This is a genomic window from Nostoc sp. (genome assembly GCF_036917615.1).
GTDB lineage: Bacteria > Cyanobacteriota > Cyanobacteriia > Cyanobacteriales > Nostocaceae > Nostoc.
In genome coordinates this window covers 50,267-65,051 of sequence record NZ_JBALCZ010000035.1, presented here as the reverse complement: position 1 = coordinate 65,051, position 14,785 = coordinate 50,267, and the positions used below count along the sequence as shown (strand labels likewise).

The following is a 14,785-nucleotide window of genomic DNA, read 5'->3' as shown; positions in this document are numbered from 1 at the left end:
GTTCAGCCTTTAGTGACAGTAATCTGCTGTCGGGCTGGATTAGTTATTTACGGGCTGAATACCGCGATTTACTAATCAACGAATCGCACTACTTCACTCTCTTTAATTAACTGCTCTCGTTGCGATTTTACTAGAGGCAACAGCACTGTAAATGTTGTTCCCCGTCCTTCCCCTTCACTAACTGCGTAAACTGTGCCTGAGTGCATTTCTATTAAGTGGCGCACAATTGCTAGTCCCAGCCCCAAACCATTGTCTGCTCTAGTAGTTGTGCTATCAGCTTGACGGAAGCGCTCAAATATATAAGGTAGAAAGTCAGCACTAATTCCCTTACCTGTATCACAGACAGTTATCTGGGCATTTGAGTTTACCTGCTTGAGATACACTTCAACTCGCCCCCCGTTGGGTGTAAACTTGATGGCGTTGGTTAGCAAATTCCAGACGACTTGTTGGAGGCGCTCTGCATCACCTATAACCTCACCTACTGAGGGATCAAGGTTAGACTCAACTTGAATAGCCTTAATCTCAGATGTGGGATGTACAGCTTGAATCGCTGCGTTTATTACAACTACAAGGCCAACTTTACGGTTATTTAAACGGATTTTACCTTGGACAATGCGTGAAATATCCAGGATATCTTCAATCAGTTTGCTCTGAAGTTTAGCATTCCGCTCGATTATCTCCAGTCCGTTAAAGGTAATTGCCTCGTCCAATTTTCGATTACGTATTAATTGAACCCAACCCAGCATGGAGTTGAGAGGTGTACGAAGTTCGTGGGAGACGATCGCTAAAAATTCGTCTTTAATTCGGTTAGCATCTTGGGCTTCCCGATAAAGCTGGGCATTTTCAATGGCAAACGCTGCCTGTTGGGCAAGTTCTTCAGCCATTGCTAAATCTACAATAGTGTAATGGCGTTCTGGTTGTGCAGACGCAAATACAATTGTCCCTAGCTTGCGTTTACGCACCAGCAATGGCACGACCATATAAGACTTAACTTCCAGTAGATTCAGGTCTTCCTCGTTCCATGCACTTCTCTGTAATGAAGACTCAAGAATGTTTGTAACTAGTTCCGGCTCACCAGTCCGTAAAACCTTCGGTAGTCCATAATCAGCATCGACAGAAATTGGATTGCGTTGTCGCAGTTCTCGTACTAGTGCTTCCAACTCCGGTTCAGATGCAGCTATGACTGGGTTACTGAAGACTAAGGAATTATTTTCAACCACATCTACAATACACCAATTGGCGAGGGTAGGCACTGCCAATTGCGCGACGCTAGTTAGGGTGGTGCGGTAGTCTAAGGAAGATGCTAGTACACTACTTGCTTGGGCCAGGAAATCAGAGCGCCTCTGTGCTGCTTGGGCTGTAATCCGGGCGGCTTGCTCATTGGCAAATAACTGCTCACGCTCTGACTCTAAATGCTTGCGTTTGCTAATGTCGCGCATTAGCCAGCGCAGAGTAACTGGCTTACCTTCCTGGTTACGGACGGTAACTACTGTCAAGGCAACATCAAAAGAGACTTTTTCCCGTGGTTGTAAACACACTTCCCATTCCCCACCCCGGTCGATTTGCTGCAACTGAGTTAGGTAATTAAAAAAAGCTTGATGATCTGACCTGGCGATGAAAGTAAGCAGCGGTTTACCAATCAAATATCGCTGTAAAATATTCAGGTGTATGGTAGCAGCACGGTTAGCTTCAAGGATAGTGCCATAGGTATCAGTTACTAAGTAACCATCAGGCGCAAAATCAAATAATTCTTGGTAGCGCTGACGCTCGGTCTCTACTATTATTCGTGTTGTTTGTAGTTCCTCGGAGGCGATTCTAAGTTCTTCCAAAGCGATTTGAAGTTCTTCAAAAGCTTCTACTGTTAGCTCTTGTTGTGAGTCAGGCTCACTTGCAGTACTTTGCAATAATCCCGTCACCCGTGAGCGCAATGCCTCAACTTGTTGACTAAAATCGTCTACATCCATATTGCTCACTTTGCTAACTACAGCATTTCATTAATTCGTAGCGAATTAAATTTGGTAATACCCTGCATTAACAATGAATTGGCATTGTTAATGCGTTCCCCTGCATTAAAAACTTACGCTTTTACGCAAAACTGTACTAACACTAAGAAGCGCACGTTAGAGAAAACATTAAGCAAGTATAATTCCAAATGTACGCTAAAGTCCGCTCTCTGAAGAGTTGTTCAGAAGATAGAGGTTTGTTTTTCCAATCTAAATTTTACAAAGTGAGTTAGACAGAATATAGCGATATTATTAAGCTTTGATTACTATTATAAAATAAATAATTCATAAAGAAATCCACCTAGAGTACTATACAGCAACAAACGTAATAAGTAGATTTAAGCAAATTTTTTTATAACTTAAGGAGGGACTGATGGTTACAGCAACAGTACCAGGACAACAGGTCAAAATTGGCCCAACTAAGTTACTGATTAACAATGAGTGGGTAAATAGTGTCAGCGATCGCCGATTTGAAACAATTAACCCGACTACAGGCGAGGTAATCTGCGAAGTCTCAGAAGCCGACGCCCTGGATGTAGATAAAGCAGTACAAGCAGCCCGTGCTGCTTTCATTAGTGGAGAATGGAGAAAAATATCTGCTACCCGTCGCGGCAAGTTGCTTTACAAGCTAGCTGACTTAATTGAGCAGAATGTCGATGAGTTGGCGCGGCTAGAAACTCTCGATAACGGTAAGCCATTACAAGAATCGTTAATTGACTTGGGGTTCGTCATCGCCTGCTACCGTTACTATGCAGGCTGGGCTGATAAAGTTCAAGGTAAAACCATCCCAATTAATGGGCCGTACTTCTGCTACACTCGCCATGAGCCTGTAGGTGTAGTTGGTCAAATTATCCCGTGGAATTTTCCATTAATGATGCAGGCGTGGAAGCTAGCACCGGCTTTGGCAACTGGTAATACTGTAGTTCTCAAAACAGCGGAACAAACACCATTATCAGCGCTGCGAGTAGGTGAATTGATTATTGAGGCTGGTTTTCCCCCTGGTGTGGTGAATATTTTATCAGGATACGGCCCAACCGCTGGGGCAGCGTAGACGCAAAGCGGCTTGTCGTCAGACATCGCTCGTCACATGGATATTGACAAAGTTGCATTTACTGGTTCCACTGAAGTCGGGCATCTAATTATGGAAGCAGCTGCCAAAAGTAATCTGAAACGCGTCACTTTGGAATTGGGTGGTAAGAGTCCTAACATCGTCTTTGCCGATGCGGATATGAATGCAGCGATCGCAGGTTCCCACGATGCCATATTCTTTAACCAAGGGCAATGCTGCTGTGCTGGTTCGCGGTTATTTGTCGAAGAAAAATGCTATGACGAGTTCGTCGCCAGAACTGTAGAAAGAGCTAGAGCGCGGGTTGTCGGGAATCCTTTCGATGCCAACACACAACAAGGGCCGCAAGTAGACAAAGACCAATTTGATCGGGTGATGAGCTATATCGAATCTGGAATGCGCGAAGGTGCCCAGATGCTATGTGGTGGTAATCAAGTCGGCGACAAGGGTTATTTTATCGCACCCACAGTCTTTGCCGATGTCCGCGATCACATGAAGATTGCCCAAGAGGAAATTTTTGGCCCAGTGATGAGTATCATCAAATTCAAAGATATCGACGAAGTTATTCAACGGGCGAATGCCACAATGTACGGACTCGCCGCCGCTGTGTGGACTCAGGATATCACCAAAGCACACACAATTGCGAACAATCTCCGGGCTGGTATTGTGTGGGTAAACTGCTACGACGTATTCGATCCTGCTGCACCCTTCGGTGGATTTAAGCAATGTGGTATTGGTCGGGAACTCGGCGAATATGGCTTGCAGCAATATACCGAAGTTAAGACTGTTACCATCAAATTGTAGTTCGACTTGAGTCTAGCTTTAGCCATGTTCATCCCCCTAAATCTGAAAAAAATCGGTTTTAGGGGGATGAACGTGATATTTGATATGGGGTGGGCATGATAAATAGACGTTGCATACAACCCTAAGAAAATTCTAATGATAAATGCGATCGCTACTAGATTTCGCCAACTTATGGCTGCCAGAAAAAGCCCGATTGGCTATTTTCAGGACTTACGCAACTGGCACAATGCGATCGCTAACAAATAGTACTTTAGTACTATAAGACTGGACATAAAATGAACTAGAGTACAAATGTAAATTGTTCCTTTTCACACCAAACTTTTGGGCTGCTGCTCAGGCTACTGTAACGAATACTTTTGAATATGAAGTTTACTAAATTAGACAGGACTTACGCAAAATAATGTATTTTTGTGATTGCGGGAGCAAAGCAATCCCAGTCTTAACGAGATTACAACTCTTATCGGAATTGGAAATTAACTCATGAGCCTTCTTTGGCAAGTTGGGCTTTTGCTTGTTGCCACAAGTTTTCTAACTCATCCAAACTGTAATCAGAAAGGGGACGGTTAACAACTGCCTCCATTTTTTCTAATCGCTGCACAAATCGCTGATTTGTGCCTTGCAAAGCAGCGCTGGGGTCAAGATTATGCCAACGAGCTAGCTGAATAACTGCAAACAGTAAATCGCCTAATTCTGCTTGTTGTCGTTCTGGTGTTTCCTCAGCTAAAGCCTGCTGAAACTCTCCCAACTCCTCATGAAACTTATCCCAAACGCCCTGAATATTTTCCCATTCAAACCCGATCGCCGCAGCCTTTTGAGAAATCTTCATTGCCGCCGTCAGTGGGGGAAGGGTGCGCCCATAACGACCGAGTTTAGCACTAAGTTTTTGCGCCTCTGGAGATGCTTCGCCTTTTTCCGCAGCTTTGATTTGTTCCCAATTTTGCCGCACCTCATCCACACTTGCCACCGACACATCACCAAACACATGGGGATGACGGCGAATCAACTTTTGGGAAATCCCCTGAGTTATTTCTTTGAGGGAAAATTGTCCAGATTCGCTAGCGATTTGGGCTTGCAGTACCACTTGTAATAATAAATCGCCTAACTCTTCGGCGATCGCACTTTTATCCCCACTCTTAATCGCGTCCACCACCTCATAAGCTTCCTCAATCACATAAGGCGTCAGCGTTTCGGGAGTTTGTGCCAAATCCCACGGACAACCCCCATCAGGCGATCGCAATTTCGCCACCACCTCAATCAATTCCTGCAACGCCGCCAAAGTCTCATTTTGATTCACTTCCATACCTCTGCGTACCTTTGCGTACCTTTGCGTTTAAAAAATTATTTTTTTATCTTCGGCCGACGACTACCACTCCGCGTCACTTTCCGCTTCTTGATTTTGCCACTAGGAAGCAACCCCCGAACGCCCTGTTTTTGAAAGCGCTTGTATGCCGAACCGCCCCAATCGCTGAGAGAATGACTCATCGCACCGAGTTCCAACCCCAAAAAGAGGGCGATATATTCAGTATCGTAATCCACGAGCGATCGCCCCACAGTTTGTCCCAAATCCTGCCAAGTAAAGCTCAGATTCCATAACTTTTGGGCGATCGTCAAAACGAAAATTGCCAAGATAGCTAGCAAACAGCCGAGATAAAGTATCCGTAGAATCGTGCCAATAATCGGCCCGTGGGATAAAAAAGAACGGTGACGGAGACTTTTTTGATAAGGTAGCCAAATCCAGCGCAAGAAACCCCAGCGTTGAAATTGCACAGAGTAAATATCCAAATCGGGGCCAAACATCAGCCCTCCAAATAAAAAGCCGCCTGCAACCAACAAAGTCGCATTGCTACTGCGAGTCTGCCAGAAAGTAACGCCCGCCACCAATGGCAGAGCATACATAGTAATGCGATCGTGCGTTCGACCAGAGGGCATCCTAAATCCTGTTAGCGATAGCGGGGCGTTTAGCCCGTGCTGAGTAACTGAATACTGAGTCAGTATAAGAGAAAAAAAGATTTTCCCAAAACTACTAGCGCCACGCGAAATATTTTGCTATATTAATAAAGGATTAGTCAAAAGGGCGGTTAGCTCAGTTGGTAGAGCGCCTGCCTTACAAGCAGGATGTCATCAGTTCGAGTCTGGTACTGCCCATTAAGTAAATTAAGGCTAGAGACAGCTTAAATGCGGTTTCTAGCCTTTTTTAATTTGTGGTATTTCCTAACTATGGCAGAGGACGCTGGCGAATCTGATCGTGACTTAATTTTTTTGCACAATGTCTCACTAATTCTGTAATTTCTTAATCTCTGCATCTCTAAACGGATTCTTCCCCGCCCGTAAATCTTTCACCCAGCGCTGCCGTTGTGCTTTACTATCTTTATCGTCAGTCTGGGCGATGTATGCTTCAAAGTCCTCAATTGCCCCTTGATAGTTGCCTGTCAGCGCTCTAGCTAAGCCACGACTATCACGAATGTTGCCATCTTCAGGTGCAAATGCAACAGCTTGTTCACAGGCTGATAACACATCAGCGGCTTGTTTTTGTAGATAGTAGTAAATAGATACCGATGTTAGAGACTGCAACGCTGGCTCTATAAAAACTGGCAAGCGGAAAATCATTAGTTCCATACCATTACCTTCTTGCAGACTAGCTTGGCGACATAGTGTATTCCAAGAATCAACAGGAATTTCGACTTTTGGATCAAACTTTAGAGCTTCGGTATAATCTGCTAACGCTTCCTTAAACTTTTTCTCTTGTAAGCGGCTGTTTCCTTCATCAACTGAGCCTTCAGCCTTGCCTTTGTTGAGAAACTCTTTTGCTCTCGCCTGGAAATCAAAATTTAATTTATTATCCCACTGCTGTGCTTGGCGGAACTTTTCAACAGCGCCATTAATATCATCATTTCGCGCTAACTTCTCACCTTGGATGACTAACACTGTCGCCCCCAGCGCCTTCTGTGATGGAGTTTGGCATGATTCCAATTCTTCTAAGACTTCTGGATGGGCAATGAAGTAATTATTCAGCAAGTTGCAACTACTGTGTAATAAATTATCAAAATCCAAGTCCCATAAAATCACAGTCTTGTCATTACTGCCAGAAGCCAGTGTCTTGCCATCGGGGCTGAATCCGACGCTTAAGACCGTACTGCTATGCCCAGTCAGGGTTTTGATGGCTTTGCCTGTGCTGACATCCCAGAGTTTGATCGTCTTGTCATTACTGCCAGAAGCCAGTGTCTTGCCATCGGGGCTGAATCCGACGCTATAGACCGAACTGCTATGCCCTTCTAAAGTATTAACCTCTATAGCTTTATTCTCTACCCAGTCTTTTTGAGCCAAAGCCACCTCAGCTAAAAAACTGTAATCCTTGGCTAATTCCCTTGGCTGGTTGTTAGTTTGATGTATTACTAAAGCTTCTTCCGAAAGACTCTGCAACGTTTCCCACTTTTGCAAGTCTCGCAAGATATCACCGAATTTAACTACTGCATTAGCAATTAAATCTGGACTTTGAAACTGGTTAATAAATTTAATATACTCTTGAACATAATACCAAGTCGCTTGCCAATCTGGATGATTGATATCTTGATGTTTAAAAGCTTTGAGATAATAACAAACGCCAATCTCACCGAGGATGGTTGCTTGTTTTTCTAAATTATTACTTTCCTGCCAAAGTTCTAAAGCTTTGTGATAATGCTCTAAAGCCGAATCTTTGTGATTATTTATCTGTTTAACAAAACCTAATAAAGATTCTAACTTAGCTTTAATTTCTAAATTATAAACATCTGACTGATTGAGTAAATATCTTTGCGCTGTTTCTAACTCATTTTCCAGTTTGATATATACATCTTTACTAAGTTTTAAGTTCTTACTAAACCATTGATTAGCAGTTTCGATGATAAAATCTACTAATTCTTGTGTTGATATGTCAAAATTTCTCGTAGTTGCCCAACTTTCCAAATCCGGCGCAAGCTGGATTAGTTGCTTATAGATTTCATCGTCAATCCACAATACTAAGGGAAAAGCAAAATTCTTGCGAAACTCTTCCCGCACCTGATTAGCAGAAGTTAACATCACAGACAAATTCTGCACTGATTCCAAACCCACAACCATCACACAGGCTGGTATTTCTTCGCCGAATTCTTCCTGAATCGCAGTATAAAGAGTTTTGCGAGATTGCTGCACTGCCAAAACACGAATTTCGACTTGACAAATTTCCCGCAATTTCTGGATGAGGCGATCGCGCAAACTAGCATAATTACACCGGGACAAAATCAGCTTAAACTGTCCCACAGAGGACTCAATCGCCCAAGCTAATTGTGCAACAGAGCGATTGCTATTTACATGGTCATCTTCTGGTGGTTGCTGTGTACTCATAAAGCTAATATGCTTTTCGGGTGCGAATTTTTACCATATATTTTGACGTTGAGTCAACATATCCCGCCTTGCACTCAAGTGCAAGGCTAATTGCTTCCAGTCCACTAAAGTGGACTGGAAGCAATTATTAGTCCTCTTGAGAGGACTTTAGCTATTAGCCAGAGATTTTAATCCCTGGCGGGTGAGTAGGTAAGCGAAAGATACTTCACTGCAACTCCCTTGCTTCAGCCAAAATGGGATTAACATCAAACCAAGACTCGCTACCATCCCGATATTCAAACACAAACCGACTGCGGATCAGTTTTTGATATCCCTGGTCATCACTCACCTTTTTCCTTTCCTTGACATGACGTAACAATTGCCACTCATCATCAGAAATCGGCAACATTATTTCATTGCGACGAGAACGAATAACTTGCTCTAAGGTGTCACGGGTTAAGGGAAGACTCATTTCTTCCATAATCCAGGTATTCAGCAGCCTCAGCACGTCGCGCACATGACCACCGCTCATTTTACATAACCGCTCTAGGCTAGCAGCACTATCAAAAATCTCAGTAGCTTGATTTAAACGCTCCTCTGGTGTCAAGTCAGGAAAAGCTCTAGCTAATACCATCTGCTGCATGAGTGCCATTCCCTCTACATGAACACTACCATCAGTCCTTTGTATAGGTACCATTGGTAATACCTTGGGATCTTCTGGGAAACGCTGAGTCAGCATTCCGTAATCATTGGAAAACTTCAAAGCCAAGGGCATAGTGTAGAGGAGATGACAATTAAGCCTTGTCAAAAACTCACCCTGATCGACAAATAAATATTCTTGCTGCGGACGACCCCAAGGTTTGGCACGATTATCTATACGGTCAAGATTATCGACAATTACCACCAGACCATTTTTACCCTGCTGTTTGAGTTTAGCCACGGCAGGTTCCAACAATTCTTGATTAATCACTTCCAGCAGTTTAGTTTTTTGCGGTGCCAAATACTGATTGAGTTTTTCTCGCAGCGTTGGGTCATTTTTCATCTTGGTAGTGATTTCCCCAATGCCTACAGACAGAGAAAGTTTTTCTTTTTCAGAGGTGACACCAAAATCGCCGACATTGGGAACCTTAACTTTTACCCCCGTCACCTCAGAGTTTAAGACCTTCCAAGCCCCTTGGAGCAACTTATTAAACTTATTGGGTGACTCCAGTGTAATTTTATCCAGACTTTGACTCACCCGACGAGCGATACCTTCGGTGGGCTACGCCAACGCCAGCAGCACATCAGCAATATCGACATCGGTCATTTCCAGGTCATCACTGGACTCAAAATAGACGACGTGAAAGCCTAATTTTTCCAGTTCTGCCTGTAACCGTAATAGTTCTGTCGATTTACCACAACCAATATGCCCAGTAAATAAAGTGCAGGTGGGTTCATTGGGCTTCAAATAAGTAATTTTCTGCTTCAGCTTGCCAAGAATATCACCACCTCGGACTGAAGAAAAATCTATGTAATACTTGCCATCAGAGCTATTGTTGACAAACAGAGTTCTGCTGGGGTCGCTAACTTGATAAAATTCCCGTAAATCTATGGGCATAAAGCTGGTAGTGCAATTATCTCGTATTGTCCTAGATATCCTTGTGCAAAAGGATAAAGTTATTTACATCTTTGCATCTCAATATTTCGGATTTGCTGCCTCAAAGGTTGATATTACCTCTGTTCTCTCTTCCTCTGTGTTCTCAGTGCCTCTGCGGTTCGTTAAAGAAGATTGAAACCACAGAGACGCTGAGAACACAGAGAAATAAGAGTGTAAAGATGTAAGTAATATTAAGTTATCTGCAAAAACCTATACTTTTTTTTGATACTATTTAAGACCGGACTCTTTAAATATTGATTGACGTATGAGCAAAGGTACCCTGTTTGACAAAGTTTGGGACTTACACACCGTTGGTACACTTCCCTCAGGGCTGACGCAACTATTTATCGGGCTTCATCTAATTCATGAAGTCACCAGTCCCCAGGCTTTTGCTATGTTACGTGAGAGGGGTCTAAAAGTACTGTTTCCAGAGCGTACCGTTGCCACAGTCGATCATATTGTGCCCACAGAAAATCAGGCGCGTCCCTTTGCCGATAGCTTGGCAGAGGAAATGATTCAGGCGCTGGAAAATAACTGTCAAGAAAATAACATAACTTTTTATAACATTGGTTCTGGCAGTCAGGGTATAGTTCATGTCATCGCTCCAGAACTAGGAATCACCCAGCCAGGAATGACGATCGCTTGTGGAGATAGTCACACTTCCAGTCATGGGGCATTTGGTGCGATCGCATTTGGTATCGGTACTAGCCAAGTCCGGGATGTTCTCGCTTCCCAAACTCTTGCCCTTTCTAAACTGAAAGTCCGCAAAATTGAAGTTAACGGCACTCTCAACCCTGGAGTTTTCGCCAAAGATGTCATCCTGCATATCATCCGCACCCTTGGCGTTAAAGGTGGCGTAGGCTATGGCTACGAATTTGCAGGTACGACATTTGAGCAAATGAATATGGAAGAGAGGATGACAGTTTGCAATATGGCGATCGAAGGCGGTGCTAGATGCGGCTACGTCAATCCCGATCAAGTCACCTACGATTACCTCAAAGGCAGAGATTTTGCACCCAAAGATGTAGATTGGGATAAAGCAGTGGCTTGGTGGGATTCGATCAAGAGCGATGCTGATGCCCAATACGATGATGTAGTGGTATTCGACGCGGCTGAAATTTCTCCTACTGTTACCTGGGGGATTACTCCCGGTCAAGGTATCGGTGTCAACCAGTCAGTACCTCAACCGGAAGAACTGCTTGAAGAAGACCGATTCATTGCCGAAGAAGCTTACCGCTACATGGATTTGTTCCCCGGTCAACCCATCAAGGGTACCAAAATAGATGTCTGCTTTATTGGTAGTTGCACCAACGGCAGAATTAGTGATTTACGGGAAGCTGCGAAAATCGCCAAAGGTCGCCACGTTGCAGAGGGAATCAAAGCCTTCGTTGTCCCTGGTTCTGAAAGGGTAAAGGAAGAGGCGGAAGCTGAAGGACTGGACAAAATCTTTGAGGAAGCCGGATTTGAGTGGCGTGAACCGGGATGTTCCATGTGCCTAGCCATGAACCCCGACAAGCTACAAGGAAGACAAATCAGTGCTTCCTCCTCTAACCGCAACTTTAAAGGAAGACAGGGTTCATCCTCCGGTCGGACATTGTTAATGAGTCCGGCGATGGTCGCCACTGCTGCGATTAAAGGCGAAGTTTCTGATGTGCGCGAGTTGCTCTAACCCCACCCCTAACCCCTCCTCAGTTGCGGGGAGGGGAATGGAGAAATCTCAATAATTCAAGTAAAAATTTAAATTTATGGTGAGTGAAGTTAAAACAGTTTCAGGGCGCGGTATACCTTTAGTGGGCAATGATATAGATACCGATCGGATTATTCCGGCGCGATATTTGAAAGCCGTTACCTTTGATGGGTTAGGCGAAGGCGCGTTTATTGATGACCGGACAGCACTCAAAGGTGAACATCCCTTTGACCAACCCCAGTACCAAGGCGCGAAGATTTTAATAGTCAATAGAAATTTTGGCTGTGGTTCATCACGAGAACATGCACCCCAAGCGATCGCAAAATGGGGAATCCAAGCTTTAATCGGTGAAAGTTTCGCCGAAATCTTTTTCGGTAACTGTGTGGCGATGGGTATACCTTGTCTGACAGCCGATGCTGCTACTGTTAAACAACTGCAAGAGTTAGTGGCTGCCAATCCTCAAGCTGCCGTGACAGTGAATTTGGAAACCTTGCAAGTGCAAATTGGTGATTACACTGCCGCAGTTGCGATCGAAGAAGGGACTAGAAGCACATTTATTTCTGGGACTTGGGATGCTTGCGGTCAGTTGGTGGCGAATGCTGACCAAGTTCGGGCAACTGCTGCAAAATTACCCTACCTCGGTTGGGGCAATTTAGCCGCGAGTTAGAAGTGTGATTCTTTTGTTTCTCTCGAAACTAAGTTTCAGACTTTCAAGTGTAAGATATAGCTTTTTCGTCGTAGGGGGACAACATTGTTCATTGGTGTCAACTTAAGCCAAAACTTGATATCGTTTTGCTTGGTTTATTGATTCTGGGTTTGGGCTATTTTTGAGCATTTGGTGTATCTCCCTTACCCTGCATGGGTTTGAGGCTTGTTTCTCCCTCAAAAATGTTTAAGTCACCTTAGTCACTATCTTGACTCACTAGCTAGATTTCAGGTACAACATTGTTGTGCCCTTAAAGTGTCTTGCGTCCAAATCCTGATCTGAGGCTCTGTCTCTATTACTGACAGTTGAGTTAAGTAGCCCTACAGCCTTAATTTTCATATTTAAGTTAGGAATGAGTCTGATTTTGCAATTTAATTGCAGATTAAAAAGTGACTTTTTTACTTAAAGTCATAGACATATTACATAGGATATACAGTATTACAGTCAAACATGAATTATTTAATCTATATAATTAGATCACATATGTTCAGTAATATATCTAATTCAATCACATATATTACTAGCTTTAATTCTTGCTATAATAGAATTGCGCTAAAAAAGGGTAGAGTTCCTAAATAACATTGAAACTCTACCACTATGTAAGTTAGTAAAGTTGGCACTTTGCTAACCTGTATATTCTAAACCTTGCTTAATGTCCTAATGACACAATGCTAAGCCCTAGGATGATTAACCCTAGGGTAGTTAGCTGTGTCAGCATAGCAAAACCAAAATAAGCATATAGATTGCTCATTTTTTCTTCCTTTTTGTTTATTCAACTGTCGGTACACAATTCATAAAAACGACCCGCGTCCAAACACAACTCTGGACGATATTATGATTTGATGTGCCTTTAAATTATAGCAGTCACAAAGATAATTTATCTGCGTTTATTTGTGTGAATTTGCGATTTAATTAGAAGAATATCGATTCTGATAAATTTAAATCAGAGCAATCATATAGAGCAATCTCTCTTAGTTTAATTGTCAAGCGATCGCTATATCTATGCTTTCATTACTACATGGAAAACTAGAGAAATTTCTTATATTAACAAACTTAATATTTTGATTAAGTTGTGTTAAATTTTTCGCGAATAATTTTCAACTATGCAACGAATTTATTGTGTTTGAGGACTTGACTAAAAACAGTCACTTTTGATATCCTCAAATTACTCGAGAAGATTAGCACTAAGTTTAACTTTTTTAGCTCATTTCTCAAATTTATGTTGTTACTTTGAAAAAAACTAGCAATGCCTTCCGCAATCTCAATTTGTAACAGTAAGATTTAACTTGTTAAAGATGGCTTGTAATTATACAACCATTTAGAAAAATCTTCATTGAGCGTTATTTGCCGTTGCTGTGTCTGTCCAGGAGATGTCGATGTGTCGTCGTAGTAGCGCATCTCACCCAAAGCACTACGAGCTTGAATGATTTTTGTCCGCTCAATGCGACGCTGTTCGTAGCTGGTGAGAGCTTCTTGGAGATTAGCTGACTGGGAAAAACACTCTCCCAGTTCGTATGCATCTTCAAAAGTGGTATTTGCTCCCTGTGCCATCGCAGGTGCCATTGGATGAGCAGCATCGCCTAAAAGAGTAACTCTGCCTTGACTCCAGTGAGTCAACGGAGAGCGATCGCAAATTGGCCCCTCCCAAATTTGCTCGGCTGGTGTCGCTTCGACCACCGCCCGAAAGGATTTATCCCAATCAGCTAATTCATGGAGAATGCGAGATTTCACTTGATCAGCACTGTGGGAAAGAGAGTACTCAGGCGATAACTTCCGACTAATCCAACTGGTATAGCCGCCGCCCACATTGAGAATGTACATAAACTGTTTATTGCCTTTGACAAAAACTAGTTCATAGTCATTAAATAGCTCGTAGTGATATTTGATAACGGCACGCCAACACATACTACCAATATAATTAGGCTTACCCTCGCCAAATAAAGTTTCTCTAATTACAGAGTTGACGCCATCAGCCCCAATCAGCAAATCTGCATATACCGATTTTTCGCCATCAAAATTAATTTCCACACCGTTTTCATCTTGCTCAAAGCCGATGCAGCGATGATTGAGGTGAATGATGTCAGATGGCAATCTAGACGCTAAAACTTGCTGCAAACGATACCACCAAACAGTCAACAACGGTTGTCCATATTGCTCTAAGTATTTGGTTGCGTTAGTTCGGATTGTTTCTCCCTGAATATTCTTTAAAACCGTGTGGTGAACCTCGCATCCTGAACTTTTGAGGGATTCGACTATTCCCGGCGCGATCGCATCTAAAAAATTCAAGCCGTTAGGAGCCAGTCCTAGTCCAGTTCCAGCTGGACGAAATTCTTGGGCTTTTTCGTACACTTGAACGTCTATCCCTTGGCTTCTCAATGCTATAGCAGCAGCCAAACCACCTGGGCCAGCACCGACAATGGCAACTTTCTCTACTATCGGTTTGGATAATTTCTGAGTTAGATTTTCCATGTTATTAGGTTTATTAGATGGGCTAAAACAATATTTAGTAGGGAATTATATCAAATCTTAAATAGAGATTTTTAAA

At 43.1% G+C, this 14,785-nt stretch carries 8 protein-coding genes, 1 tRNA gene and 2 pseudogenes; 5 read left to right on the top strand and 6 right to left on the bottom strand.

Translation table 11 applies throughout. The annotated features are described in order from the left end of the window. Positions 1 to 71: 71 nt before the first annotated feature. Complete coding sequence (locus V7K85_RS13420; protein ID WP_334814145.1) at positions 72 to 1,964, bottom strand: sensor histidine kinase; 1,893 nt, start codon at positions 1,962 to 1,964, stop codon at positions 72 to 74. 412 nt (positions 1,965 to 2,376) lie between these two features. On the opposite strand from V7K85_RS13420, the pseudogene V7K85_RS36520 reads away from it, so the two are divergent. Further along, positions 2,377 to 3,873 (top strand): annotated as a pseudogene (locus V7K85_RS36520) (aldehyde dehydrogenase family protein). A gap of 478 nt (positions 3,874 to 4,351) precedes the next feature. On the opposite strand, the gene mazG reads toward V7K85_RS36520, so the two are convergent. Next, positions 4,352 to 5,173 carry a nucleoside triphosphate pyrophosphohydrolase gene (gene mazG, locus V7K85_RS13405; RefSeq protein WP_334814142.1) on the bottom strand — a complete coding sequence of 274 codons (822 nt, stop codon included), beginning with the start codon at positions 5,171 to 5,173 and terminating at the stop codon, positions 4,352 to 4,354. A 38-nt stretch (positions 5,174 to 5,211) separates the two neighbouring features. After that, a complete protein-coding gene (locus tag V7K85_RS13400; protein WP_334814141.1) occupies positions 5,212 to 5,802 on the bottom strand; it encodes a metal-binding protein in 591 nt (196 codons plus the stop codon). Positions 5,803 to 5,945: 143 nt separating this feature from the next. Here V7K85_RS13400 and V7K85_RS13395 point away from each other — a divergent pair. Beyond that, positions 5,946 to 6,018: transfer RNA gene (locus V7K85_RS13395), tRNA-Val, on the top strand. Positions 6,019 to 6,147: 129 nt separating this feature from the next. Here V7K85_RS13395 and V7K85_RS13390 read toward each other — a convergent pair. Together V7K85_RS13390 and V7K85_RS13385 are read right to left on the bottom strand one after the other, a co-directional pair. Beyond that, positions 6,148 to 8,232, bottom strand: coding sequence for a hypothetical protein (locus V7K85_RS13390; RefSeq protein ID WP_334814140.1), 2,085 nt, complete (start codon positions 8,230 to 8,232; stop codon positions 6,148 to 6,150). Positions 8,233 to 8,437: 205 nt separating this feature from the next. After that, positions 8,438 to 9,808 (bottom strand): annotated as a pseudogene (locus V7K85_RS13385) (ATP-binding protein). Here V7K85_RS13385 and V7K85_RS13380 point away from each other — a divergent pair. From V7K85_RS13380 to leuD, 3 genes are all read left to right on the top strand, one after another. Then, on the top strand, positions 9,801 to 9,983 hold the full coding sequence (locus V7K85_RS13380; protein WP_334814139.1) for a hypothetical protein: 183 nt from the start codon (positions 9,801 to 9,803) through the stop codon (positions 9,981 to 9,983). The pseudogene V7K85_RS13385 and the gene V7K85_RS13380 overlap by 8 nt on opposite strands. Before the next feature lie 129 nt (positions 9,984 to 10,112). Beyond that, positions 10,113 to 11,516 carry a 3-isopropylmalate dehydratase large subunit gene (gene leuC, locus V7K85_RS13375; RefSeq protein WP_334814138.1) on the top strand — a complete coding sequence of 468 codons (1,404 nt, stop codon included), beginning with the start codon at positions 10,113 to 10,115 and terminating at the stop codon, positions 11,514 to 11,516. A 76-nt stretch (positions 11,517 to 11,592) separates the two neighbouring features. Beyond that, positions 11,593 to 12,201: a 3-isopropylmalate dehydratase small subunit gene (gene leuD, locus V7K85_RS13370; protein WP_334814137.1), complete on the top strand. Its 609-nt coding sequence runs from the start codon at positions 11,593 to 11,595 to the stop codon at positions 12,199 to 12,201. Between the two features lie 1,320 nt (positions 12,202 to 13,521). Here the strand turns inward: leuD and V7K85_RS13365 are convergent. After that, the gene (locus V7K85_RS13365) at positions 13,522 to 14,709 is read right to left on the bottom strand and encodes an FAD-dependent oxidoreductase (protein WP_334814136.1); all 1,188 of its coding nucleotides are present in this window, start codon (positions 14,707 to 14,709) and stop codon (positions 13,522 to 13,524) included. Positions 14,710 to 14,785 lie beyond the last annotated feature (76 nt).